Genomic DNA, 24,691 nt, shown 5'->3' with positions numbered 1-24,691 from the left:
AGCAGTTGATCAAGGGTTTCCGCTAGTTGTGCATTTCACAGCAGGAGGCAGCGTTGATGACGGGCACCGCGACGAAAGCCGCGACGACGACGAAGTATCTGTCCTGGGTGACCTTGGCGCTGATGACCACGAGTTCGGTGGCCAGCCTCCGCTCGGCGCCCACCATGGCTGTCTACGGATTGGCCTGTGTCTTCCTGTATGTGATTCCCGCGATTCTCTTCCTGCTACCGACTTCACTGGTGGCGGCGGAATTGGCGTCGGGCTGGGAGGGCGGCGTCTACAAATGGGTGGGCGACGGGTTGAACAAGCCGCTCGGCTTTCTCGCCGTCTGGTGCCAGTTCGCCATGACGATCTTCTACTACCCGAGCTTGCTCGCTTATGTGGCAAGCACTTTCGCCTACATCACTCATCCGTCGCTGGCGTCCAACGGCCTGTATGTGGCGATCGTGATCATCACCGTCTATTGGGCGGGCGTGTACGTGTCCTCGCAGGGCACCAAGACGGTGGCCGGCCTGTCGAGTATGGGTCTGGTGATCGGCACGCTGATTCCCGGAACGGTTCTGGTCGTGCTCGGCCTGGTGTTCCTCGCACAGGGCAATCCGTCTGCGGCGCCGATGGATTCGAGTCATCTGCTGCCCGCGTGGACGGGCCTGGCCAGTCTGGTGCTGATCGTCAACAACTTCCTGTCCTACGCGGGCATGGAAATGAACGCGGTGCACGTGTCGTCGCTGAAGAATCCGGCCAAGGAATTCCCGAAGGCGATGTTCCTGGCCATGGGCCTGGTGCTGGTGATCTTCATCCTGCCCGCGCTGGCGATCAGTTGGGTCGTCCCGTCGGCGAGCCTGAGCCTCACCGCGGGCGTGATGCAGGCCTTCGACGGATTCTTCAGCCATTTCGGGATCGGCTTCCTCACCCCGATCGTCGGCATCGCGCTGGTGGCCGCCGCGCTCGGCGGCATGCTCACCTGGCTGGCCGGACCGTCCAAGGGGCTGTTGCTGATCGGGCGCAGCGAGGGGTATCTGCCACCGGTCCTGACCAAGCTCAACAAACACGGCGTGCAGCAGAACATGCTGGTGGCCCAGGGCGTCTTCACCACCCTGATCGCGCTGCTCTACGCGTTCATCCCGAATGTCTCCAGCGCGTACTGGATCCTGTCGGTGATCACCACGCAGGTGTATCTGATCATGTACGTGCTGATGTTCGCGGCGGCGGCGAAATTGCGCAGAGACGATCCCGATCATCCGCGCGGCTATCGCGCGCCCGCCTTGCTGGCGCTGTGCGCGCTCGGCGCCGCGTCCTCGATCGCCGCTTTCGCGATCGGCTTCGTGCCGCCCTCGCAATTCGGTGCGGGCAGCCCGTGGGTGTATGTGCTCATCGTCGGCGGTGGCATGGGCATCGTCGGTCTGCTCATTCCCTATCTTTTCTACCGAAATCGCAGGGACAGCTGGAAATTCGCCGTTCCGGAAGGGGAGAAGGCATGACGACCGGAGACGCCCCCGCACAGAAGCGCCGCTGGATCTACATCACGGCCGGTGTCCTGCTCGTGGTGTTCGCGCTGACCGGCCTGTTCACCTTCACCGCGATTCGGGAGAACACCCAGGCGAACACCAAAGCCCAACAGCTGCACGACAATCTGCTCGCCGCCGGGCTTCCCGCGCCGGAGCCGACAGTCATCGCCAACGCCCTCGGCGACGACGGCGGATCGGTATGCCAGGACCCGAGCTCGCCGCTGATCAAGGCGAAATACCAGGCCTCGCTGAGCAATGGCGCGTCCGGGCCCGGTCAGCGCCCGGTGATCGGTCCGCGCGACACCGCGGAGGCGGTCGGCCTCACCATCGCCGTCTACTGCCCGGATCGCCTGCAGGACTATCTTTCTCATCTGGACACCCTGAAGCTGGACGACACGACGAAGTGAGGCGGGATCGATGACGGAAGCCTTCGATTTGGACGCGCTGCGCGGGAAGATCGCCGGCCTGATGGGCCAGGCGAAAAAGGACCTGACCGAGCTCGTCGCGCTGAAATCCGTCGCCGACCCCCGCCAGTTCCCTGCCGAGGGGTGCGAGCGGACCGCGCGCTGGGTGGCGGACGCGTTCACCGCGGCCGGGCTCACCGAGGTCGGCCTGCACGAGACGCCCGACGGGAGCAAGGCGGTCATCGGGCACCGGCCCGGCCCGCCCGGCACCCCGACGGTCCTGCTGTACTGCCACTACGACGTGCAGCCCCCGCTCGACGACGCTGCGTGGAAGACGCCGGTCTGGACGCTCACCGAGAAGGACGGCCGCTGGTACGGGCGCGGCGCGGCCGACTGCAAGGGCAATATCGTCACCCACCTGACGGCACTGCGCGCGATCGGACCGGATTTCCCGATCGGCATCAAGGTCGTGTCGGAGGGCTCGGAGGAGCAGGGCACCGGCGGGCTGGAGAGATTCGTCGTCGCCAATCCGGAGCTGCTCAGCGCCGATGTCATCCTGGTCGCCGACTGCGGCAACTTCGCGGTCGGTGTGCCCACCTTCACCCAGACGCTGCGCGGCAACGTGAACGTGGTGGTCACCCTCGAGACGATGCGGGGGCCGATGCACTCCGGCATGTTCGGCGGTCCGGCGCCGGACGCGCTGGCGGCGATGATCCAGCTGCTGGCCTCGCTGCGGGACAAGGACGGCAACACCACCATCGACGGTCTCACCGACGACCAGAAGTGGACCGGCGTGCAATACCCGGTCGAGGACTTCCGCGCCGACGCGGGCGTGCTCGACGGCGTGGACCTGCTCGGCAGCGGCACCGTCTCCGACATGGTGTGGGCGCGGCCGGCGCTGACCGTGCTCGGCATGGACGTGCCCGCCGTCGTCGGGTCCTCGGCCGCGATCCAGCCGACCAGCCGGGCCAGGCTCAACCTGCGGATTCCGCCGGGCACCGAGCCCGAACAGGCCCTCGACCTGCTGGAGAAGCATTTGCGCGCGCACGTGCCGTGGAACGCGCGCCTCGACATCGAGGTCGAGGCATTGGGCGAACCGTTCGTCGCGTCCGAGCACGGGCCGGCCCGGTCGGCGCTCGAGCAGGCGATGGCGACCTCCTACGGTCGCGCGGTGACGACCGAGGGACAGGGCGGCTCGATCCCGCTGTGCAACGTCTTCGCCGACACCTATCCGCAGGCCGAGATCATGCTGATCGGCGTGGAAGAGCCCAAGTGCCTGATCCACGCGCCCAACGAGAGCGTCGACCCGAGCGAGATCGAGCACATGGCGCTGGCCGAGGCGCTGTTCCTGAGCAGCTACCGCTGACTCAGAACTGCGCCTGATCCTCCGGCTGGATCACCCGGAACTCGGTGCCGGCCGGAGCCATCTCGGTCAGCCTGCCGAAATAGACGCCGTGCGCGGCCGGATCGATGACGCCGTGATGGATGGGCACCGCGGTCCGCGGGTTGACCGCGCGCAGGTAGTCGACGGCGTCCCAGATGCGCATCCACGGCGCGGCGGCCGGGATGGCGAGGACGCCGACCGGCACCGGCGGCACCCACAGCGAGTCACCGGGGTGCACGAGCTGGGCCGGGTCGGCGGCGGTGCCGAGCTGGAAGACGGTGTTGTCGATCACCGGGATGTCCGGGTGGATCACCGCGTGACGGCCGCCGCCGCCGGTGATCTGCAGGTCACCGAGCTCGAGCACCTGTCCGGCCGAGACCGGTTCCCAGCCCTCGGCGCGCTGCTGCGCGGTCTGCGGGTCCGAGAGCAGCCGTGCGGTCGGATTGGCCTCGATCAGCGCTTCGATCCGGTTCGGGTCGATGTGGTCGGGATGCTGATGGGTCACCGCGATCGCGTCCAGTCCGGTGATGCCCTCGAAGCCGTGCGCGAAGGTGCCCGGATCGAACAGCACTTTCGTGCCGTGCAGTTCCACGAGGATGCAGGAATGACCGAAGTGGGCGATGCGCATAACCCCGATGCTAAGCCGCCACGACCCCGGAAGGCGGGCACGACGGCCGGGTCAACTAGGATTTCTCCGTAACCCCCACACCACATGAGGAGCAACGCGTGGCACGAGTCGTGGTCGAGGTCATGCCGAAGGCCGAGATCCTGGACCCCCAGGGACAGGCCGTGGTCGGCGCGCTCCCGCGTCTGGGATTCGCCGGAATCTCGGATGTGCGGCAGGGCAAGCGATTCGAGCTCGAGGTGGACGAGAGTGTCTCCGACGCCGAGCTCGAGCAGATCGCCGAGGCGCTGCTGGCCAACACGGTGATCGAGGACTGGAAGGTCGTGCGCGTCTCGTGAGTGCTCGCATCGGCGTTATCACTTTCCCGGGCACGCTCGACGACGTCGACGCCGCCCGCGCCGTGCGGCTGGCCGGCGCCGAGGCCGTGAGCCTGTGGCACGCCGACGCCGACATCAAGGGCGTCGACGCGGTCATCGTCCCCGGTGGCTTCTCCTACGGCGACTACCTGCGCTGCGGCGCCATCGCCCGGTTCGCGCCGGTGATGGGCGAGGTCGTGCGCGCCGCCGGTCAGGGCCTGCCGGTGCTCGGCATCTGCAACGGCTTCCAGGTGCTGTGCGAGGCGGGCCTGCTGCCCGGCGCGCTCACCCGCAACGAGGGCCTGCACTTCATCTGCCGCGACGAGTGGCTGCAGGTCGAGGCGACGAACACCGCCTGGACCTCCCGCTACGAGCAGGGCGCGCAGATCCTCATCCCGCTGAAGTCGGGCGAGGGCCGCTACCAGGCCTCGGCGCAGGTGCTCGACGAGCTCGAGGGCGAAGGCCGCGTGGTGTTCCGCTACGCGGGCGACAACCCGAACGGCTCGCAGCGCGGGATCGCGGGCATCTCCTCGGCCGACGGCCGGATCGTCGGCCTGATGCCGCACCCCGAGCACGCCACCGAGGCGCTCACCGGTCCCAGCGACGACGGCCTCGGCATGTTCTACTCGGTGATCGACACCCTGATCAGCGCCTGAGTTTCCGCCGCGACACCGCCCCGACCTCACCTCGAGGCCGGGGCGTTGTCGTCACTAGGGCAACCTGTCCAGGATCTCGAAGTCCACGCCGTCCGCGCGGGCGAGGTGGGCCGGGCCGACGGCTTGGTTGCCGAGGAAGCCGTTGCGGGCGGACGGGCCGTCCAGGACGATGCCGGTGGCGAGGCGACCGGCGATGGTCGGCACATCCAGCGTGCCGACCGTGTCGGCCAGGGTGCGCAGCAGGTGGACCGCCTCGTAGGTGGAATTGCTGAAGGTGGTCAGCGCCGGGGCGAACGCGCCCTGGTGTCTGCGGTAGCGGGCCCGGCGATCGCGGCCGTCGGCGGTGCGTTCGTCGACGAAGAAGCTCGACGCGACGTACAGGTTGGCGTTGGCGGCGGGGCCCGCGCTCAGCAGGACGTTCTCGTCGACGGCGGGGCTCAGGCGCGGCATGATCGCGGGCAGGCCGGTCGCGGCGAACCGCCGGTTGAACCGGGCGGTGTCGGCGCCGACCATCAGGATCAGCACCGCGTCGGCGCGCAGCAGGGCGGGGCTGTCCAGGAACGCGTGGAAATCACGGGTGCCGAGCGGGACGTACTGCTCGAGCACGATATCGGCGGGTGCGGGCAGCGCGCGGCGCAGCGCGTTGACCGTCTGGCGGGGCCAGATGTAGTCGTTGCCGATCACCGCCCATTTGCGCACCCCCAGTTCACGCGCCATCCACGCCACGGCGGGCACCGTCTGGTGATCGGGATGCTCACCGACCAGGAGGACGCCGGGCCGTTCGTCGGGGAGGCCCTCGTGGTCGGTCGCGTACAGATAAGGGACGCGCCCGTCGACGGCATCGGCGACCGCGCGGCGCACCGCCGAGGTGTGCCAGCCGGTGATCGCGCCGACCATGCCGGTCGCGAGAAAGGCCTCGACCTCGGCGGCGACGGCATACGGGGAGCGGCCGCCGTCGATGGTGGTCAGCCGAATTTCGCGGCCCAGAATTCCTGTGCCACCATTGATTTCGTCGACGGCGAGGGAAATCGCGGCGGTGCAGGAGGGGGCGATGATGCCCGCGGGGCCCTGCGTCGGCACGATCGAGAGAATCTCGATCGTCTCGTCCCGACTCTCGTCGCGCGTTGGCATTCTGTACTCTATCGCTTTGAAATCATGTCGGCAGGTGGGAAATGCGATCGGTGTCCATCATAAGTGGGTCTTCCACACTGCACGGTGCGCTGCGTTCGGCGGAACGCAACTGGGTTCGCCGGCTGGAATCGGCGCTGTCGGCCGAGAATCTCACCGCCGATCACTGGGCCATTCTTTCGCAGCTTTCCACCGATGACGGCATGACCATGTCCGAATTGGCGGCCGCCGCCCGTTTGGCGCCGTCCTCGGCCACCCGGCACGCCGATTGTCTCGCCGAACGCGGGCTGATCTTCCGGGTCGCCGCGACCGATGACCGCCGCCGCATCCTGATCGGTCTGAGCGGTCTCGGCGCGAAGGTCGTCGACCGGGTCAGGACGCAGGAACAGCTCGCCGAGGACGAACTGCGAGCGCGGCTCGGTGTGCGCCGCTATGGCGAACTGGCCGCCGCGCTCGCTGTCATCGCCGATCTGTAGCGCGCCGCCGAATCAGCTGGTCAAGGCCAGCTCGACGAAGGCGCCGAGCGCATGGTCGATGGGGTGGGGCAGCGGTTTTCCCGTGGCGTCGAGTTCGTTCCAGCGCTGCATGTTCACCGCGACCGACAGCTGCCGCGTGCCGTCGGCGCTGATCCAGGACAGCGCGCCGCCGCCCCAGACCGAACCCTCGTGGCCCCAGAATTCGCCGTGTCCCGGGCAGCGTCATCTTCTGTACGCCGAGCCCGTATTCGATGATCTTGCCCTCGAACGAGACGACCGGCCCGGTGCGGCGCATCTGTTCCAGCGACGAGGAATCGATGATCGCGCCTGCCATCAGCAGCCGGAAGAAGCGGTTCAGATCGGCGACGGTCGAGATGAGCGAGGCCGCCGGGCCCACCCACGACATGTCGTAGACGCTGTAGTCGCGCGGCGGGTCGATCATGCCGAACCAGGACTCGTAGTGCAGCGAATGCGGTCCGTCGAGCTCCGGTCCCGTGGGGAGTTCGGTGTCGCGCAGCCCGGCGGGCTCGATGACGGCGGCGGTGATGTACTCCCGCGCGGGCAGGCCCGTCACGGCCGTGATGAGTTCGCACAGGAGCAGGTAGTTGGTGTTGGAGTACACGCCGGGCCTGCCGCCCGGCGCGCCGGTGGCGGGCGCCGCGACACCGAGTGCGATGAGGTCGGCCGGGACGAATCGGGTGAAGCGGTGGTCGTCGAGGCTGGCCGGTGTCGTCTTCGTCAGGTCGGGGAAGGCCGCGAGGGACGGGTAGGCGTGCGGGAGGAGGTCGGCCAGTCCGCTGGTGTGCTCGATCAACATCCGGATCGTGATCGCGGCGCCGCGGTCGCCGGGAACCAGGTGTGACAGGTGGTGGCCGACGGGCGTGTCGAGTGACAGCAGGCCGTCCTCGACCAGGCGCAGCACCGCGGCGGCGGTGAACGTCTTGGTGATGCTGCCGACGCGGTGGCGCAGGTCGGCCGTGACGGGGCGGCCGGTGGCGAGATCGGCGACACCGGCGGCGCCGCGCCAGGTCTCGTCGCCGGCGCGTGCCTCGGCGAAGACGCCGGGCAGTCCGGCGTGGTGGATGGTCTCGAGGGCGATCTGGAGCTTGGCTGGATCGAAAGTCGTGGTCACGGCCCCACTATCGGGCGGGGGCGCCCGCCGGGTATTGGAAGAAATTTCCCCATGCCCGGTATCGGTGCCTGGCGATGGTGGGCAGATAGTGCGTGGCCAGTGCGCCCGGAGTCCGGTCGGCGAAGATCGACACGTCGCGACACAGATGGGCCTGGTCGGTGTATCCGCAAGCCACCGCGACCTCGGCGGCGGGGCGGCCGGCCAGGAGGCCGTCGACCGCGGCGCGGAAGCGGACCAGCATGGCGGCCCGCTTGGGCGTCAGCCCGATCTGGGACTCGAAGCGTGTCCACAATCGCTTGTGGCTCCAGCCGAGTGATTCGGCCAGCGCGCCGATGCGTACTCGACCGCCGGTGCTGAGGATGCGATCCCAGCCGGCGAGCACCTCGGGGTCGGGGGCGCGCGTGGGCGAGCAGCCTTGCGTCAGAAACGATTTCGTCAATGCGAACCGCTCGTCCCAGGTGGGGGCGGCGGCTAGCTGCGCGCGGAGGCGCTGGGTGCGCGGGCCCCACAGGTCGTCGAGGTCGAGCGCGCCGCGGCCCAATTCCGCGGGGGCGACGCCGAGCAGCGACCAGGCCAGGGTCGGCGCGAGCCGAACCTCGATACACGCCGCGCGCGCACCACGAATTCGCATGGGTTCGATGGACATTCCGGCGACGAATCCGCCCAGATTCCGGCTGCCCGACCCGTCGTCGACGAGCAGTCCGCGATCGCCGAATTCGATCAGCACGGTGACCACCGCGGCGCCGGCCACGCGCAGATCGACGCCGGTCCCGGCCGTGTCGCGATAACCGATGAGCGCGATGCCCGGCGACACGGCGCCGGCCGGGACCGCGAAATCCCAGCCCTCATCGGAGCGGTGGTCGAAGTCCAACGTCCCCACCCCTCCAGGCTAGGGGAAAGATACGATCGCGAATATGCCGGTATCTCTGACCGCGGCCACGGCGAGTGGCCTGTGCGCCTTCATCGACGCTTCGCCGTCGCCCTTCCACGTGTGCGCGACGGTCGCCGAGGAATTGGCGGCGAACGGGTTCACGCCGCTGTCGGAGGCACAGCCGTGGGAGAGCGCGGGCGGGAAACACTTTGTGGTGCGCGGTGGTTCGCTCATCGCGTGGGCCGACTACGACGCGGCGCCCACCGACCCGTTCCGGGTGGTCGGCGCGCACACCGACAGCCCCAACCTGCGCGTCAAGCAACACCCCGACCTGGCGGGCTCGGGCTGGCAGCTGGTCGGGCTGGAGCCGTACGGCGGCGCGTGGCTGAACTCCTGGCTGGACCGTGAACTCGGGATCTCCGGGCGGTTGAGCGTGCGCGAGGGCGCGCGGATGCGGGACGTGCTGGTGCGCGTCGACGAACCGATCCTGCGGGTGCCGCAGCTGGCCATCCACCTGTCCGAGGATCGGCGCGGGGTGACCCTGGATCCGCAGCGGCACGTCAACGCCATCTGGGGGACCGGTGACGCGCCCGCTTCGTTCCTGGATTTCGTGGCCGAGCGGGCCGGGGTCGACGGCGCCGACGTGCTCGGCTGGGAACTGATGACCCACGACCTGGCCCCGAGCACGCTGGTCGGCCGCGACAACGACCTGGTGAGCGCGCCCCGCCTGGACAACCAGGGCACCTGCTACGCGGGGCTGCAGGCCTTCCTCGCCGCCATCGACGATCCCGGCGCCGCGACGCCGGTGCTGGTGATGTTCGACCACGAGGAGGTCGGCAGCCAGTCGGATCGGGGCGCGCAGTCGGATCTGCTGCCCGCCGTGCTGGAGCGGATCGTGCTCGCCCGCGGCGGTGGCCGTGCCGACTATCTCGCCGCTCTCGCCGGTTCGGTCGTCGCCTCCGGTGACATGGCCCACGCCACCCATCCGAACTACCCGGATCGACACGAACCGGCGCACCGGATCGAGGTCGGCGGCGGGCCCGTGCTCAAGGTCAACCAGAACCTGCGCTACGCCACCGATGCCGCGGGCGCCGGCGCGTTCGCGCTGGCCTGCGCGCAGGCTGGGGTGCCGCTGCAGCGCTACGTGCACCGCGCCGATCTGCCCTGCGGTTCCACGATCGGCCCGATGACCGCGGCCCGCACGGGCATCTCCACCGTCGACGTCGGCGCGCCGCAGCTGGCCATGCACTCCTGCCGGGAACTCATGGGCGCGGCCGACGTCCCCGCCTACGCGGCGGCGCTGGCGGCTTTCCTGACCCCGGCCGAGCTCGACTGAGCCGTCAGGCGGCGGGCTCGCGCTCGGGCCGGTAGGTGATCACCGCGTAGACGATCACCGCGAAGGTGGCCCACACGTAGGTGCTGCCGATGATCTGCTGCCACCACGCCCAGGCGAGTTCCTTGCCGCCCGAATGCGGCAGCACCCACTGCGGGCCGATGATGAACAGCACCGTGAAAACGCCCACCACCGTGGTGAATCCGCGCGAGCGACGGCGCGTGGCCTGGTCGACGGCGACGACCAGCGCCGGGGCGACCCACACCCAGTGGTGCGACCACGACACCGGCGAGACCAGCAGCACGGCGGCCGCGTTGACCAGCAGTGCCGAGACGTCGCGGCCCGCGCCGATCAGCCGGTACATCCACACCGCGGCCAGCGCCACCGTCAGCGCCGACAGCAGCAGCCACAGCCCGGTCGCCACCGACTCGTCGAGGCCGAGCCGGAACAGCGTGCCCTTGATCGACTGGTTGCCCGCGAAGTACGGCGTGCCGATGCGGCCGGTGTCGGTGACGGTGTGGAACCAGTACTGCACCGAATCGCTCGGGAAGAGCAGGAAGCCGACGCCGACCGCGCCCGCCGCCGACACGACCATCGTGCCCGCGGCCTTCCAGTCCCGGCGCAGCAGGAAATACAGCAGGTAGGCGGCGGGAATCAGCTTGATCGAGACCGCGATGCCGATGAGCATGCCGCGCGGCCAGAACGGCTTGCGCACCAGCACGTCGACGGTGATCGCGGCCATCAGGATCAGGTTGATCTGACCGAAGTTCACCGTCTGCCGGACGGGTTCGAGGAACTGGGCGAGCCCGACCCCGGCGATCACGACGGTCAGCACCGAGATCCGGTCGAGCTCGGGCCGGATCCGCACCAGCACCACCCACAGGGCGACGGCCAGACTCAGCAGCGAGGTCACCAGCACGACGACCTCGGCCACCGCCAGCGGCATCAGCGCCAACGGCACGAAGAACGCCGCGGCCAGCGGGGGATAGGTGAAGGGCAGGCCGAGTCCCATGACCGGCGGCATCGGCCCGTAGAGGTCGCCGCCGTCGAGCCAGACGCGCGCGCCGTTGCGGTAGACCTGCAGGTCGATGTACCCGTGCCACCAGTGCGCGAGCACCGCGACGACCGCGGAGAAGACGAAAAGGCCGATCGCGGCGAACAGCCTGCGCCGCTGCCGATCGGTGGCCTCGGACGACGCCGACGGCCCGGCGGGAAGGGAGCTGGGCGCCGCGTCGTGCGCGGGAACAGGAGACTCGACCTGCTCGGCAACCCCCGGACTCTCGTTCACGGCGTCAGACTAGCGGGTCGGGTCGTGCCCGAAGCGCAGGTGTGACCTGGGCGAGTGCGACGTCTGTCACTTGTTCGCAATACTCGGGGCGGGCCGTTCGGCCGCGACGAGGGCCAATTAGACTCTGGAGTCAAGTTCCCCCGGCCGAAAGGACCCTGGTCTCCCGTGACACTGCAGGTCGACACCGTCGCTACCGCCGCAGCCACCCCGGATGCTCCGCAGCCGTACAAGGAACTCGGTCTCAAAGACGACGAGTACGCCCGCATCAAGGAGATTCTGGGCCGCAGGCCCACCGACGCCGAGCTGGCGATGTACTCCGTGATGTGGAGCGAGCACTGCTCCTACAAGTCCTCGAAGGTGCACCTGCGCTACTTCGGTGAGACGACCACCCCCGAGATGAAGGCCTCCATGCTGGCCGGCATCGGCGAGAACGCCGGCGTGGTCGACATCGGCGACGGCTGGGCGGTCACCTTCAAGGTGGAGAGCCACAACCACCCGTCCTACGTCGAGCCCTACCAGGGCGCGGCCACCGGCGTCGGCGGCATCGTGCGCGACATCATGGCGATGGGCGCGCGCCCGATCGCGGTGATGGACCAGCTGCGCTTCGGCGCGGCCGACGCCCACGACACCCGTCGCGTGGTGGACGGCGTGGTCCGCGGCATCGGTGGCTACGGCAACTCCCTCGGCCTGCCGAACGTAGGCGGCGAGACCGTCTTCGACGCCTCCTACCAGGGCAACCCGCTGGTGAACGCGCTCTGCGCCGGCGCCATGCGCGTGGAGGACCTGCACCTGGCCTTCGCCTCCGGCGCGGGCAACAAGATCATCCTGTTCGGCGCGCGCACCGGCCTCGACGGCATCGGTGGCGTGTCCGTGCTGGCCTCGGACACCTTCTCCGGCGAGGAGACCGGCACCGGCCGCAAGAAGCTGCCCGCCGTGCAGGTCGGTGACCCGTTCACCGAGAAGGTGCTCATCGAGTGCTGTCTGGACCTCTACAAGGCCGGACTGGTCGTCGGCATCCAGGACCTCGGCGGCGCCGGGCTCTCCTGCGCCACCTCGGAGCTGGCCGCCGCCGGCGACGGCGGCATGCACATCGACCTCACCAAGGTCCCGCTGCGCGCCGCCCACATGACTCCCGCCGAGATCCTGTCGAGTGAGTCGCAGGAGCGCATGTGCGCGGTCGTCACCCCCGAGAACGTGGACGCCTTCATGGCCGTCTGCAAGCGCCACGACGTGCTGGCGACCGTCATCGGTGAGGTCACCGACGGCGATCACCTCGTCATCAGCTGGCACGGCGAGACTGTCGTCGACGTGCCGCCGCGCACCGTCGCCCACGAGGGCCCGGTCTACGAGCGCCCGGTCCAGCGTCCCGACTACCAGGACGCGCTGATCGCCGACACCACCGCGAACCTCACCCGGCCCAAGACCGCCGACGAGCTGCGCGAGACGCTGCTGACGATGATCGCCAGCCCGCAGCTGTGCAGCCGCAAGTGGATCACCGAGCAGTACGACCGCTACGTGCGCGGCAACACCGTGCTCGCCGAGCACGCCGACGCCGGCGTGGTGCGCATCGACGAGGAGTCCGGCCGCGGTATCGCGCTGGCCACCGACGCCTCGGGCCGCTACACCAAGCTCGACCCGTACACCGGCGCGCAGCTCGCGCTGGCCGAGGCCTTCCGCAATGTCGCCACCACCGGCGCCACCCCGAAGGCCGTCACCAACTGCCTGAACTTCGGTTCGCCGGAGGATCCGGGCGTGATGTGGCAGTTCCAGCAGGCCGTGCGCGGTCTGGCGGACGGCTGTGCGGCGCTGGGCATTCCGGTGACCGGCGGCAACGTCAGCTTCTACAACCAGACCGGCAAGGACGCCATCCTGCCCACCCCGGTGGTCGGCGTGCTCGGCGTGATCGACGATGTGCACCGCCGCATCCCGACCGGTCTCGGCCTCGAGCCGGGTGAGTCGCTGATCCTGCTCGGCGAGACCCGCGACGAGCTCGACGGCTCGATCTGGTCGCAGGTCGTGCACGATCACCTCGGTGGCGTGCCGCCCAAGGTCGACTTCGCCCGCGAGCAGCTGCTCTCGGAGGTGCTCACCTCGGGTTCGCGCGACGGCATGATCTCGGCCGCGCACGACCTGTCCGAGGGTGGCCTGGCGCAGACCGTCGTCGAAGCCGCGCTGGCGGGCGAGACCGGCTGCCGGATCATCCTGCCCGAGGGTTCCGACCCGTTCGTCGAGCTGTTCTCGGAGTCGGCGGGCCGCGTGCTCGTCGCCGTGCCGCGCTCGGAGGAGACCCGGTTCACCCGCATGTGCGAGGCGCGCCAGCTCCCGTGGGCGCGCATCGGCGTGGTCGACCAGGGCTCGGATTCGATCGAGGTGCAGGGCCAGTTCTCGGTGACACTCGCCGAATTGCGCGAGGCGTTCGAGGGCACCCTGCCTAAGCTGTTCGGAGCGCATACCGCCTGAGAAGGATGAGGAGTCGAGCTTGACCAACCAGGAACCGAGCTCGACTCCCACGCCCGCCGCGCGGGACAACCTCTTCGTCCGTGGAATCCACGTGGCGGAGAGGTTTTTTCATCCCAACTACACCGGCCTCGTGGTGGCCACGCTGTTCTTCGGCCTGTCGCTGACGCCCTCGCTGCTGCCCCGTGACTGGTTCTTCCAGGGTCTGCTCAGCGGCATCAACGCGACGATCGGCTACGGCCTGGGCTGCGCGCTGGCCTGGGCGTGGCGCAAGTGGATCGCGCCGCGCGTCAGCTGGCCCGCCGCCGAGCGGATGTGGGCCCAGCGGCCGAGTTGGACCATGCTGGCGATCAAGTCCGCGATCGTGTTCGCGTGTCTGCTCTTCGCCGTTCTGATGAGCGTGCGATCGGCGCACTGGCAGCGCGAGATCACCGATCTGATGGGGATGGAGCCGGTGTCCGACACCGGATATCCGCGGACCGTGCTGGTCGGCGCGGTGGTGGTGGGGCTGCTCATCTGGATCTCGCGCGGCGTGGTGCGGCTGGTGCGGGCGGTCACCCGCGGGCTGAACCAGTGGGTGCGGATCCCGGCCTCGTTCGCCCGGCCGCTCGGCGTGGTGGTCGTGGTTGTCGCCGCGGTGCTGCTGTTCAACGGCGTGCTGGCCAAAGCCTTCTTCGCCGTGGCCAATTCGGCCTTCAGCGCGCGCAACGGGCACACCTCGGCGCACGCGATCCAGCCGACGCTGCCCGAACGCTCCGGCAGCCCCGAATCTCTGGCGGCCTGGGACACCCTCGGTTCGGAGGGTCGGTGGTTCGTCTCGAACGCGCCGACCGCGCTGGCCATCAGCCAGGTCACCGGAAAGCCCGCCCGCGAACCGATCCGGGTGTACGCGGGCCTGGAATCGGCCGACGGTTTCGAGGCGCAGACCGACCTGGCCGTCGCCGAACTCGACCGCACCAAGGCCTTCGAACGCGAGGTGCTGGTGGTGATCAGCACGACCGGCACCGGCTGGGTCGACTCGACCAGCGCCGAATCGGTCGAGCTGATGTTCGGTGGCGACACCGCCCTGGTCGCCACCCAGTACTCGTATCTGCCCAGCGCGCTGTCGTTCCTGTCCGACCGCGACAAGTCGATGACCATGGGCCGCCTGCTGTTCGACAAGGTCTACGAGCGCTGGGCCGCGCTGCCCGCGGAGACCAGGCCCAAACTGCTGGTCTACGGCGAGAGCCTGGGCTCGCAGGGTTCGGAGGGCGCGTTCTCCGGCCTGGCCGACATCCGCAATCGCACCGACGGCGTGCTGTGGGTGGGTCCGCCCAATTCCAACCGGCTGTGGTCGGAGTTCGTGCGCAGGCGCGATCCGGGCACCGAGGAGATCACGCCGATCTTCGCCGACGGTCTCTCGGTGCGCTTCGCCGCCAGCGCCGACCAGCTGGGGCGGCCGTCGGACAAGTGGACAGATCCGCGCATCGTCTACTTGCAGCACGCGTCCGATCCGGTGGTGTGGTGGTCGCCGGACCTGCTGTTCGAGCAGCCGGACTGGTTGGCCGAGAAGCGCGGGCCCGATGTGTCCAGTGCGATGTCCTGGTATCCGATCGTCACGTTCTGGCAGGTCGCGGCGGATCTGCCGCGCGCGCAATCGGTGTCGAACGGGCACGGCCACAACTACGGCAACGTGGTGCCCGACGCGTGGGCCGCGGTGGCCCAACCCCCGGACTACACACCGGAATTGGCGGAGCGGATCAAGGCGTACCTGATCGAGTCCGCGGCCACCGAGCATCAGCTGAAGTAGCCGGGCGGGGCAGCGCCGAACCCCTCGATCGGGGCTGCCCCTGTCCCGGCTACGACACCGACCGGAACGGATTGTGTTCGGCGATCAGCTGTTCCAGCCGTGCCTCATCGATCCGTCCGATCAGCGACTGCGCCTCCTGCTGGTCGCGCACGACCTTCGCGAGGGTGAAGCAGCTGGTGACCAGGAACAGACCCGACATCGCGAGGAACCCGCGCTGCCAGGCGTCCAGCGGCAGGTAGTAGATGCCCGCGGCCGTGCCGAACAGGCTGACGGCGAACGCGATCGCGGCCTGAACCATGTACGCCGAGGTGTTCTTCGGCTTGGCATTCGGTGTGCTCATGGAAATCAGTGTGCTGAGCGGGGGTTTCGCACGGGCGCGTGAAACTACTCGAGTGCGATGGGTAGTTGCCGCCGCCGAGAGTGACCGACGCGCCATCCACAACACCCCGCTGGGCCGGAACCGGCCAGCCATACTGGATCGGTGTCCGCCACAGGCTCCACCCTAGAGACGCTGCGTGCGCGCGGCGCCGGGGTGCTGCGCCGCCTCGAGGACATCATCGACCTGAACTACCCCGGCCTGGTTCTGGCCACCCTGTTCTTCGCGCTGTCCGTGACGCCCTCGCTGGTGCCGCGCGACTGGCTGTTCCAGGGCCTGATCAGCGGGATCAACGCCGCCATCGGGTACGGGCTCGGGTGCGTGCTCGAATGGCTGTTCCGGCGCTGGGTCCGGGCGAAGATCCCGATCCCCAGCCCCTCCGACCGGCTGCGCTACGGCATCAAGGCGACGGTGCTCGTCGTGTGCGCGCTGGTCGCCGCGCTGATGCTGGTGCAGTCGGCGCGCTGGCAGCGCGAGATCACTTCGCTCATGGGGATGGCGGGCACGACCACCCCCGCCTACCTGCGGACCGGATTGCTCAGCGTGGCGGTCGGCGTCGCGGTGGTCGCCGCCTACCGGACCGTGCGCACGCTGGTGCTGGTTCTGGCGCGGCAGCTGAACCGGTGGGTGCGGGTGCCGCGTGAGCTCGCCCCGGCCGCGGGGGCGCTGGTGCTGGTGGTGTTCACGGTGACCATCGTCAACGGTGTGGCCTCGCGGGCGGTGTTCGCCGTGGCCAACTCGGCGTTCAGCGTGCGCAACGACCGGATGACCGAGCACGCGGTGCGCCCGGAGCAGCCGGAACGCTCCGGCAGCTTCGCCTCGCTCGCGCCGTGGGAGACCCTCGGTTACGAGGGCCGCTGGTTCGTCGCCAACGGGCCGCGCGCCACGGACATCACCGCGGTCACCGGAAAGCCCGCGCGCGAACCGATCCGGGCGTACGTGGGCTTGGAGTCGGTGACCGGCGAGCAGACCGCGGCCCGGCTGGCCGTCGACGAACTCGAGCGAACCAAGGCCTTCGAGCGCGCGGCGATCGTGGTGGTCACCACCACCGGCACCGGGTGGGTCAACGGGATGGCGGCCGGGGCGATCGAATATCTCTACGGCGGCGACACCGCCATCGTCGCCACCCAGTACTCGTATCTGCCGAGTGTGCTGTCGTTCCTCTCGGACCGGGAGAAGGCCGCCGCGGCCGGCCGGGAACTGTTCGACGCGGTGTACGAGCGGATCTCGACCCAGCCGCCGGAGCAGCGGCCGAAGCTGTTCGTGTACGGGGAGAGCCTGGGCTCGCAGGGCTCCGAGGACGCCTTCGACGGGCTCGCCGATCTGCGTGAGGAGGTCGACGGCGCGCTGTGGGTCGGGCCGCCGAACTCGAATCGGCTGTGGCGGCAGTTCGTCGACCGGCGTGATCCCGGCTCGCCCGAGGTGGCGCCGCGCTACGCCGACGGGCTCGTGGTCCGATTCGCCGACGACGCAGGGGATCTGGCGAAGGGCGTCACCTGGCTGGAGCCGCGCATCGCCTATCTGCAGCACCCGTCCGATCCCATCGTGTGGTGGTCGGCCGATCTCATCTTCACCCAGCCGGATTGGTTGAGCGAGCCGCGCGGCGCGGATGTCTCGACACAGATGCGGTGGGCGCCGTTCGTGACGTTCTGGCAGGTGACCGCCGATCTGACCAATGCGCAAGGGGTTTCGGACGGGCACGGGCACCGGTACGGGTCGCTGGTGCTCGACGGCTGGCTGGCGGTCGCCGAGCCGCCGGGGGTGAGTGCGGAGGTGGTCGAGAAGGCCCGTGCCGCACTGGAATCGGCCGAGGAGTACGAGCGGGAGGTGAAGTGAACCCGGTGGCGCGGGCGCGTGGCGCGGTCGCTCTCGCGCTGCCGCCGCTGTGGAGCAATCGGGTGCTGCCCGCGCTGGAGCTTCCGCTGCGCGGGCGCACAGCGGCCAACCTCGGATTCGCCGTGGGGTACGGGGTGGTGTTCGCCGGTCGTCCGAACTGGCTGTCGACCAAGGGGTTGCGCTGGGGGTTGGGTAGCGCGGCGTTGGTGTTCGCCGGTTTCGGTGTGGCCCTGGCGGTTCCGGCGCTGCGCCGGATCCCGCTCGAGGTGGCCGAGCGCGTGCCGGAGACCTCGACGCTCGAGTGGATCGCCCTGCACATCCCGGTGGGCACGGTGCTGGCCGAGGAAGCGGTGTTCCGCGGCACGCTCGACCCGCTGCTCGACGAGATGACCGGACCGGTCGCGGCGACCGGCGCCGGCGCGCTCGACTTCGGGCTGTGCCACGTCCACGCGGCGCGGGTCGCCGGGGAGTCGGTGCCGGGGACCGTCGCCCTCACCACCCTGGCCGGGCTGGTCTTCGGAGCGTTGCGCAGACACACCGGCAGTGCGACCGCGCCCGCCCTGCTCCACCTGGCGATCAACGCCGGGGGAGCGATGCTGCCGCTCGCGGCGCTCCGGCTGGAGCTGCGAGCGGGCCGCGGGGCCTAGGCCGCCATCGACTCGGTCAGGCTGTCGCGACGAAGCCCGCGACGGCGTCGGTGAAGGCGTCGTTGTCGTCGCCCGCCGCGGTGTGGGCGGCCGTGGTGATCTCGGCGAGGCGGGCGTGTGGCGCCAGGGCGAGGAAGGCGGCGGTGCCCTCGTCGCTGACGACATCGGACTTGCCGCCGCGCACGAGCAGGACGGGGATTGTCAAAGCCTCTGCGGCCGACTCCATCTCGGCGATGCGGGCCTCGGCGTCGGTGTCCAGGTTGCTGATCAGGTCCGGATCCCAGTGCCAGTACCACCGGCCGTCGCGTTGGCGCAGATTGCGCAGCAGTCCGTCGGCGTTGTCGGGGCGCGGGCGGTGCGGCAGGTAGGCGGCGACCGCGTCGGCCACCTGGTCGAGGGTATCGAAACCGTCGCGGTGCCTGCCGAGGAAGTCCATCACGCGCTCCACGCCCTTGGATTCCGAGCGGGGCACGATGTCCACCAGCACCAGCGCGCGGATCGCCGCGCCGCCGGGCGCTGCCGTCGCGAGCAGGCCGGTGATGCCGCCCATGCTGGCGCCGACCACCACCGCGCCGCGCTCCGATGTCGCGCCGAGCTGCTCGAGCACGGTGAGCAGATCGCCGACCATCACCTCGCGCGTGTAGTCGCGCGTCGGTGACCACTCGCTGTCGCCGTGGCCGCGCGCGTCGACGGCGACCACCCGCATGCCCTCGGCGGCCAGCGCGCGGCCGGTGCGCTTCCACGAGTGCCGGTTCTGGCCGCCACCGTGCAGCATCACCACGAGCGGCCCGTCCGCGGGGCCGAAGGCATCGGCGGCCAGCGCCAGCCCGTCGGCGCCGCGCAGGCGCAGCGTGGTGGGTTCCAGCGGCTCGGTCGAGCTCGACATGACACCTCCTGAACGACGTTCACTGTGCTGAACGATGTTCAGAATGTAGCGTGAGGACCCGATCGAAGGGAAGTGGGGACGAGTGGCCGAACCGAGCCGGGCGGGGCGTCGCGACGAGATCGCCGAGGCGAAACGCGCGATCATCCTGCGTGCGGCCCGGACGATCTTCGAGCGCGACGGCGTCGACGCGGCCAATATCCGGGCGATCGCGACCGCCGCCGGCTACACCCCCGGTGCCCTCTACGGCTATTTCCCGAGCAAGGAACACATCTACGCCGCGCTGCTCGGCGAATCGCTGGAACGGCTGTCTGCCGAGGTGGCCGAGGTGACCGCACTGGCCGACCCGGCCGACCGGTTCCGCGCCGCCGGCCTGGCCTTCTTCGATTTCTACGACGGCAACCCCCGCGACCTCGACCTCGGCTTCTACCTCTTCCGCGGCGGCATCCGCCCGCACGGCCTCGGCGCCGAACTGAACGCGGGCCTCAACGCCGTCATGCTGGCCGGCCTCGCCCCCATGGTCTCGGCCACCGTCGAACTCGGCGCCACCGAGGACCGAGCCCGCGTCATCACCGCCGACGTCCTCGCCCACCTCTCCGGCCTGCTCCTGCTCGCCCACACCAAACGCCTGGCCCTCCTCGGCGGCACCGACGCCCGCCAGATGATGCGCGACTACCTCGACCTCCGCATCGACGCCCTCCACACCGGCCGAGGCTGACTGCGCCGGACCCGTAGCTCGACCGGCCCAGCCCGGCTGATGACCCGTCGAGCGACGGTGTTCTCGAAACGCAGAGTGCCGCTGTCGGACTCGGTTCGCTCGGTCGCTCCGCAGGATGCTGTGGCATCATCATTCGGTCTGTGAGGGGGGGGCGATGGGTTTGCTTCGAACGCTCGGTTGGGCGATTGCCGTGACGGCGCTCGTGGGTGGGTGCGCGCGACCTGCGGTGCCGGAGTGGACGTGGGTCTCTGGCTACTCCCGATTGCCCAGTGGCTGCGCTGATCTCGGCGAATCCGTGGACGGGGCCGTTCGTGGATTCCTCGGCGCGCTGCCTGGCCGGGATCGGCCCATGCATGCCAGGAAGCTGTCGGAGCGGGATCTGTGGTGCTCACTGACCGCCGAGGACCCGGTGCCGAGTGAGCGAACCGGCCCGATGTCACGCACGGCCACGGTCTCGCTCACGCTCGAGACCACACCGCGAATGGAGCAAGCCGGACCGACGACCGCGGCGATGACATCGCGCGAATTCCTGCCACCGGCGTCCGCTGTGGGCGCTCCCGAGTCGCTGCCCGGAGTCGGCGACGCGGCGCGGATCTGGGTGGTGCGAACTTCCCGGGACACTGTCCAGGTCGAAGCTGAGGCCGTCGTCGGCAATTTGACCATCAGGGTCATCACGGGCGGTCACAACTGGAGCCTCGGATATCCCAACGGGGACACCTCTTCGTTGCGCGAGGATCTGCGATCCGGTGCCGAGTCGCTCATCGCCGCGGTCGCCCGTACGATCCCGCCGCGGCTGCCGACGGCGGTGTTCGACGGCGACAGCACTACGTCGTCGTCCAGTGCGCCGACCAGCACGCCGAATTCTGCCGCGCCGGTGTGGGATCCGTGTGAGCTGACCAGGACCGCGCTCGCGGGCTCCGAGCTCACCCAGGCGGAGAAGTCCAGCCCAGACCCCGCTCATTCGAAGTCCTGCTATTGGAAAGGATCCTGGTTCAACCTTTCCGTCGAGTCCACCGAAGAATGGTTCGCCAGGCGTTTCTACGACCGCGACCGCTATGTGACACCGACACCGGTCGAGGTCGGCGGCCGGACCGGCCTACGGCTGTCCTGGGTGGACAGTGAGTACACCTGCGACCTGGCCTTCGATGTTCCACAGGGTGAGGCCGAAGGGCGGCAGGTCGGCGCCGTGCTGCTCCAAGTCGACACCGGTGTCGAGGCTGGACTCCGTGAGGAGGCGTGCGCGAAGGTGACCAGCCTCGCCGAGAAGATCGTCGGTCACCTGCCGCCTGGCCGGTGACCCGGCGCGGCTCGCAGGAGCCCGCTCACGAGTTCGCGAGCTGCGCCGCTCTCTGGAACGTGACGCCGAGTACCGCGCCGATGTCCCGCACCGGCACCCCGTCAGCGGCCAAGCGCCGCGCGGTCGCTGTGGCCAGGGCCATCGCGTGTGCTTCCTGCCGAGCGGCCTCGGCCCTCGCTGCGGAGACCTCTGCCGCCGCCGCGGTGACGTCGGTATCGCCGACGTGTGCTGTGACGTCGAGTTCGACAGACGACGGTGCGACATCGGCGACGGTGCAGATGTAGTTGGTCGCCTCTATGCCGATGTCGGCGTACCGGCGTGCCTGGGTGAGCCCTTCGATGTTGCCGTTGACGCCGTCCAGTTGGGGAATTCGGATCATCCACCAGCGATCGTCGCGGGAAACCTCGATGCGGTAGACGGTCATGATTCCTCCGTGCATTGCTGCGTGCAGTGGGCGATCGCTTTGTTGACAGTGCGAACCATGCCCGGTGATTGCGAGTTGTGCCCGGAAGCCACGGTGACTGTGATGACTCTGTGTCGACATATCCACATGGTGTGGCTGCCCTTTCCCGGGCGACTGGTGAAGCCGGCCGCGACGAGACGCTTCAAGGTGGTCCGCGTGGGCTCCGGTGCGATCACCATTTTAGTCTAATCAATTTTACGCAATCAAGTCTAATTAAGTAGACGAGTTCGAGATGCTGTACGTGGGTGACGATGCCGGTTGTCGGCAGGGGTCGGTAGCGTTGCGCGGATGGCGCGACAGAAGGTGGATCCGGCCCAGGTGCGGGCGGCGGTCGCAGCGGTGGCCAACTGGCTGCGGACGGCTCAGGCGGCGCAGCCGGAGCGGCCGGTGATCGCGGCCGCCGTGCGGGGGACCGCGCGGGCGTTGGCCGCGGATGCGCCGGGGCATTCGGTGGAGGTGCGGGTGCCGCCGTTCGTGGCGGTGCAGTGTGTCGAGGGGCCGCGGCACACGAGGGGGACGCCGCCGAACGTGGTCGAGACCGATGTCAGGACCTGGCTGCTGCTGGCCACGGGCCTGCTCGACTTCGACGCGGCCGTCGAGTCCGGCGCCCTCTCGGTCTCGGGTACCCGCGCGGGCGAGATCGCCGCCTGGCTCCCGATCGTGCCGCTACGGCCGTCCGGCCAGCAGGCCTGATCTCGGGTGCTCGCCGGTGCGGCGTATCGGCCCGGGCTTATCGCACGCCGACAGTGCTGTCGACGTCTTCATCACCAGTCGGTTTTCGGTGTTGGTGACGCGCACGAACCCGAAACGTGAGTAGAACGCGGCCGCCGACTCATCGATGGCATCGACGACGATCAGCCGGCCGCCCGTCGTCTGAGCCGCTCCCAAGATCTTGGAGACCGCGTCGACGAGCAACTGTTCGCCCAACCCCTGACCATGCAGAGATCGATCGAGCGCGAATTTCGCGAGAAGGAACGCCGGGACGACCTTCAGCCCGGAGGACAACTTCTGTGAGAGGCCGTCGACGTCGCGTTCCACCTGGGTCGGCGCGATCGCGTAGTAGGCACGCACAGTCGGATCGTCCTCGGTGACCCATACATACGTGCGGCTCGTCCAGCGCTGCTCGGCCTGCAACGCCATACGCTGCAACCACTCGTCGAGAACCGGTTTCCCGCAGTCGAACTCGCTGAGTTTGTGGTCGACGGTGATCGCCGTCGAGATCCAGGTCACCGGCGAACGAAGACTCGGGGCTTCGCGGCGGCCTTCGCCAACGCTGGAGCCTCATCGGGTGCATCGAGTGACGCCATCATCGCGTCGAACTGTTCGGCGGGCATCAACGTTCGGCTCGACAGCGCCAAGATCCGGTCCGCGCGGTCGAAGGCCGCCGCTCGGATGAACTCGCTCAAGGTCTCGTTGACCGCGTCGGCGGCGGCTTGGAGTTGTGTCTGTCGTTCCTTGTCGAGTCGCACCTCGACTCGTTGGGACTTCGTGGTCACGTCGATGCCCCTCTCTGGTCTGGAACGCGACGGGTCCGCGCGTTGTCCTCGGGTTTCGACCCATTGTACGGACAATGTACGGAATGCTCTACCGAGTTGCGGCGCCGCGGCTCAGGCTGCCGCGTTCGTGCGGTGCAGGCCCTTGCGGTCGTAGTAGCGGGTGATGAGGACCCCGCCGACGACGGCGATGAGGATGCCGAGCAGGGACATCCAGATGCCGCGGTCGAGGCCGGCGGCGTAGTTCGCGTCGAAGTAGAGGATCGAGCGGACGCCGAGGAAGACCTGGTGCATCGGTTCGAATTCGGCGAGCCAGACGAACTGGGTCGGGATGGCTTCGATGGGGACGGTGCCGCCGGAGGACGGCAGGCCGAGGATGACGAACAGGGCCAGGTTCACCAGCAGGCCCGCGGTGCCGAGGGCGGCCAGCGAGGTCAGGGCCGTCCAGCCGACGGCGATCATGGCCAGCACCGAGAACAGGAACATCGCCAGCGGATTGTCGACCGCCATGCCGACGATCCTCGCCGCGATCAAGAAGATGATCGAGACGACCACCGCCACCAGTGCCATCACGCCCCATTTGATGAGCAGCGTGTGGAACCGCGAGATCGACGCCGTCGGATAGTGCACGTACCAGGGGCCGTACTCGGTGGGCACGAAGCCGAGGTGCGCGTCGACCATCGTGTGGATCACCATGCCGCCGACCATGCCCGCCAGCAGCAGGAGCAGCGCGTAGAAGAACGCCGTGAGCCCCTCGCCGCTGCCCGGCGGCAGCGGCCGGAACTCCTGCTGCACGATGTCCACCGGGCTCGCGAGGGTGATCTGCGCGGCCCCCGACACCTCCGGCGTCGGCGCGCCCTCCGGCGTCTGCGCCAGCGTGGCCCGCACCTGGTCGGTGAGCTGCGCGCCGACCTGCTTGTCGACCTCGGCCAGCGCCTGATCGCCGATGCGGTGCACGATCTGGGTGCCGAACGCGCCCATCCGCGGATTCGTCTGCAGCGTGATGACCGGCTTCTCCATCTCACCGGCGACCACGCTGCCGACGCCGAGATTGCCCAGCCGTTTGCTGAAATCGCCGGAGATGATGATGGCGCCGTAGATCTGCGCGGTGCGCAGCAACTGTTCGGACTCCGCCTTGCCGACCACCAACAGGTCGACTTTGTCGGCGGGCACGTTGGCGATCAGCCCGTCGGCCACCTGCTTGCCGAACTCGACCCGCTCGCCGGTGCCGGTGACGTCGCCGACGTCGAGGTTGACCAGCGCGACGGGGAAGTCGTGCAGGTTCTCCTCCGGGTCGGTCACGTACCCGAGGTACATGATGCCGAGCAGGGCGGTGAGCACCGTGAGGACCAGCGTCGGCATCACCACAATGTGCGACCAGTGCCGCCGATCTTTCCCAGATGTGGCGAATGTCGCTCCGCCGCTCGCCGGCTGCCCGGAATCTTTCGGCTCCGATGGTGCGTTCTCACTGTTCTGAGCGGCATCATCGGCCGGTTCGTGCGCGCTGTGGTCAGTCGTCACCTTGCGCACGGTAACAGCTCGTCATGGCCGATCGGTGGGTTCGCGGCCGG

25 protein-coding genes are annotated in these 24,691 nt (G+C 69.1%); 14 read left to right on the top strand and 11 right to left on the bottom strand.

All coding sequences use genetic code 11. The features are described from left to right. Positions 1-56: 56 nt before the first annotated feature. Genes gadC through DFR69_RS11415 form a run of 3 tightly spaced genes read left to right on the top strand, consistent with a single transcriptional unit; the run spans position 57 to position 3,278 of the window. Complete coding sequence (gene gadC, locus DFR69_RS11425) at positions 57-1,481, top strand: glutamate/gamma-aminobutyrate antiporter GadC (protein ID WP_110037417.1); 1,425 nt, start codon at positions 57-59, stop codon at positions 1,479-1,481. Then, complete coding sequence (locus DFR69_RS11420) at positions 1,478-1,915, top strand: hypothetical protein (protein WP_110037416.1); 438 nt, start codon at positions 1,478-1,480, stop codon at positions 1,913-1,915. The genes gadC and DFR69_RS11420 overlap by 4 nt, the downstream gene beginning before the upstream one ends. A gap of 10 nt (positions 1,916-1,925) precedes the next feature. Beyond that, positions 1,926-3,278 (top strand): dipeptidase, encoded by a 1,353-nt coding sequence (locus tag DFR69_RS11415; protein WP_110037415.1) that lies wholly within the window; start codon positions 1,926-1,928, stop codon positions 3,276-3,278. 1 nt (position 3,279) lies between these two features. On the opposite strand, the gene DFR69_RS11410 is transcribed toward DFR69_RS11415, so the two are convergent. After that, a complete protein-coding gene (locus DFR69_RS11410; RefSeq protein WP_110037414.1) occupies positions 3,280-3,924 on the bottom strand; it encodes an MBL fold metallo-hydrolase in 645 nt (214 codons plus the stop codon). Positions 3,925-4,022: 98 nt separating this feature from the next. On the opposite strand from DFR69_RS11410, the gene purS reads away from it, so the two are divergent. Together purS and purQ are read left to right on the top strand one after the other, a co-directional pair. Beyond that, positions 4,023-4,259: a phosphoribosylformylglycinamidine synthase subunit PurS gene (gene purS / locus DFR69_RS11405; protein ID WP_022565847.1), complete on the top strand. Its 237-nt coding sequence runs from the start codon at positions 4,023-4,025 to the stop codon at positions 4,257-4,259. Continuing rightward, complete coding sequence (purQ, locus tag DFR69_RS11400; protein WP_110037413.1) at positions 4,256-4,933, top strand: phosphoribosylformylglycinamidine synthase subunit PurQ; 678 nt, start codon at positions 4,256-4,258, stop codon at positions 4,931-4,933. Before purS ends, purQ begins: the two co-directional genes overlap by 4 nt. Before the next feature lie 54 nt (positions 4,934-4,987). Here the strand turns inward: purQ and DFR69_RS11395 are convergent, their stop codons facing one another. Then, positions 4,988-6,064: a substrate-binding domain-containing protein gene (locus tag DFR69_RS11395; RefSeq protein WP_110037412.1), complete on the bottom strand. Its 1,077-nt coding sequence runs from the start codon at positions 6,062-6,064 to the stop codon at positions 4,988-4,990. 41 nt (positions 6,065-6,105) lie between these two features. Here DFR69_RS11395 and DFR69_RS11390 point away from each other — a divergent pair, with 41 nt between their 5' ends. Continuing rightward, positions 6,106-6,537 (top strand): MarR family winged helix-turn-helix transcriptional regulator, encoded by a 432-nt coding sequence (locus DFR69_RS11390; protein WP_110037411.1) that lies wholly within the window; start codon positions 6,106-6,108, stop codon positions 6,535-6,537. Here DFR69_RS11390 and DFR69_RS11385 read toward each other — a convergent pair. Together DFR69_RS11385 and DFR69_RS11380 are read right to left on the bottom strand one after the other, a co-directional pair. Further along, positions 6,521-7,669 (bottom strand): serine hydrolase domain-containing protein, encoded by a 1,149-nt coding sequence (locus DFR69_RS11385; RefSeq protein ID WP_244198204.1) that lies wholly within the window; start codon positions 7,667-7,669, stop codon positions 6,521-6,523. The genes DFR69_RS11390 and DFR69_RS11385 overlap by 17 nt on opposite strands. Positions 7,670-7,676: 7 nt before the next feature. Next, complete coding sequence (locus DFR69_RS11380) at positions 7,677-8,549, bottom strand: helix-turn-helix domain-containing protein (RefSeq protein ID WP_244198203.1); 873 nt, start codon at positions 8,547-8,549, stop codon at positions 7,677-7,679. 34 nt (positions 8,550-8,583) lie between these two features. Here DFR69_RS11380 and DFR69_RS11375 point away from each other — a divergent pair, with 34 nt between their 5' ends. Beyond that, positions 8,584-9,876: a M18 family aminopeptidase gene (locus DFR69_RS11375; protein WP_110037410.1), complete on the top strand. Its 1,293-nt coding sequence runs from the start codon at positions 8,584-8,586 to the stop codon at positions 9,874-9,876. Between the two features lie 4 nt (positions 9,877-9,880). Here DFR69_RS11375 and DFR69_RS11370 read toward each other — a convergent pair whose 3' ends face one another. Further along, positions 9,881-11,161 (bottom strand): glycosyltransferase 87 family protein, encoded by a 1,281-nt coding sequence (locus DFR69_RS11370; RefSeq protein WP_308633189.1) that lies wholly within the window; start codon positions 11,159-11,161, stop codon positions 9,881-9,883. A gap of 165 nt (positions 11,162-11,326) precedes the next feature. Between DFR69_RS11370 and purL the strand changes: the two genes are divergently transcribed. Together purL and DFR69_RS11360 are read left to right on the top strand one after the other, a co-directional pair. Further along, entirely contained in the window at positions 11,327-13,621 is a 2,295-nt protein-coding gene (purL, locus tag DFR69_RS11365) for a phosphoribosylformylglycinamidine synthase subunit PurL (protein WP_110037409.1), read from the top strand. 19 nt (positions 13,622-13,640) lie between these two features. After that, positions 13,641-15,407, top strand: a complete 1,767-nt coding sequence (locus DFR69_RS11360; protein ID WP_244198202.1) for an alpha/beta hydrolase — start codon at positions 13,641-13,643, stop codon at positions 15,405-15,407. Between the two features lie 49 nt (positions 15,408-15,456). Here the strand turns inward: DFR69_RS11360 and DFR69_RS11355 are convergent, their stop codons facing one another. Next, positions 15,457-15,747 carry a YiaA/YiaB family inner membrane protein gene (locus DFR69_RS11355; RefSeq protein WP_110037407.1) on the bottom strand — a complete coding sequence of 97 codons (291 nt, stop codon included), beginning with the start codon at positions 15,745-15,747 and terminating at the stop codon, positions 15,457-15,459. A gap of 141 nt (positions 15,748-15,888) precedes the next feature. Here DFR69_RS11355 and DFR69_RS11350 point away from each other — a divergent pair, with 141 nt between their 5' ends. Together DFR69_RS11350 and DFR69_RS11345 are read left to right on the top strand one after the other, a co-directional pair. Next, on the top strand, positions 15,889-17,619 hold the full coding sequence (locus DFR69_RS11350; RefSeq protein ID WP_110037406.1) for an alpha/beta hydrolase: 1,731 nt from the start codon (positions 15,889-15,891) through the stop codon (positions 17,617-17,619). 5 nt (positions 17,620-17,624) lie between these two features. After that, on the top strand, positions 17,625-18,266 hold the full coding sequence (locus tag DFR69_RS11345) for a CPBP family intramembrane glutamic endopeptidase (RefSeq protein ID WP_244198201.1): 642 nt from the start codon (positions 17,625-17,627) through the stop codon (positions 18,264-18,266). 16 nt (positions 18,267-18,282) lie between these two features. Here DFR69_RS11345 and DFR69_RS11340 read toward each other — a convergent pair whose 3' ends face one another. Beyond that, positions 18,283-19,152, bottom strand: coding sequence for an alpha/beta fold hydrolase (locus DFR69_RS11340; protein ID WP_110037404.1), 870 nt, complete (start codon positions 19,150-19,152; stop codon positions 18,283-18,285). A gap of 82 nt (positions 19,153-19,234) precedes the next feature. Between DFR69_RS11340 and DFR69_RS11335 the strand changes: the two genes are divergently transcribed. Both DFR69_RS11335 and DFR69_RS11330 read left to right on the top strand, forming a co-directional pair. Then, positions 19,235-19,867: a TetR/AcrR family transcriptional regulator gene (locus DFR69_RS11335; protein WP_110037403.1), complete on the top strand. Its 633-nt coding sequence runs from the start codon at positions 19,235-19,237 to the stop codon at positions 19,865-19,867. Positions 19,868-20,216: 349 nt separating this feature from the next. Beyond that, complete coding sequence (locus DFR69_RS11330) at positions 20,217-21,164, top strand: DUF3558 family protein (RefSeq protein WP_167456228.1); 948 nt, start codon at positions 20,217-20,219, stop codon at positions 21,162-21,164. A 25-nt stretch (positions 21,165-21,189) separates the two neighbouring features. Here DFR69_RS11330 and DFR69_RS11325 read toward each other — a convergent pair whose 3' ends face one another. Continuing rightward, entirely contained in the window at positions 21,190-21,708 is a 519-nt protein-coding gene (locus tag DFR69_RS11325; RefSeq protein WP_167456227.1) for a HicB family toxin-antitoxin system, read from the bottom strand. A 207-nt stretch (positions 21,709-21,915) separates the two neighbouring features. Between DFR69_RS11325 and DFR69_RS11315 the strand changes: the two genes are divergently transcribed. Next, positions 21,916-22,320 carry a sterol carrier family protein gene (locus DFR69_RS11315; RefSeq protein ID WP_110037400.1) on the top strand — a complete coding sequence of 135 codons (405 nt, stop codon included), beginning with the start codon at positions 21,916-21,918 and terminating at the stop codon, positions 22,318-22,320. Here the strand turns inward: DFR69_RS11315 and DFR69_RS11310 are convergent. The 3 genes from DFR69_RS11310 to DFR69_RS11300 all read right to left on the bottom strand — a co-directional run bounded on the left by DFR69_RS11310 (position 22,294) and on the right by DFR69_RS11300 (position 24,482). Then, complete coding sequence (locus DFR69_RS11310; protein ID WP_244198200.1) at positions 22,294-22,857, bottom strand: GNAT family N-acetyltransferase; 564 nt, start codon at positions 22,855-22,857, stop codon at positions 22,294-22,296. The genes DFR69_RS11315 and DFR69_RS11310 overlap by 27 nt on opposite strands. Continuing rightward, positions 22,854-23,123 carry a type II toxin-antitoxin system TacA family antitoxin gene (locus DFR69_RS11305; RefSeq protein WP_110037399.1) on the bottom strand — a complete coding sequence of 90 codons (270 nt, stop codon included), beginning with the start codon at positions 23,121-23,123 and terminating at the stop codon, positions 22,854-22,856. Before DFR69_RS11305 ends, DFR69_RS11310 begins: the two co-directional genes overlap by 4 nt. Before the next feature lie 111 nt (positions 23,124-23,234). Next, entirely contained in the window at positions 23,235-24,482 is a 1,248-nt protein-coding gene (locus DFR69_RS11300; protein WP_110037398.1) for a YhgE/Pip domain-containing protein, read from the bottom strand. Positions 24,483-24,691 lie beyond the last annotated feature (209 nt).

The organism is Nocardia neocaledoniensis, from assembly GCF_003182135.1.
Lineage (GTDB): Bacteria > Actinomycetota > Actinomycetes > Mycobacteriales > Mycobacteriaceae > Nocardia > Nocardia neocaledoniensis.
This window is presented reverse-complemented; position numbering and strand designations above follow the sequence as displayed.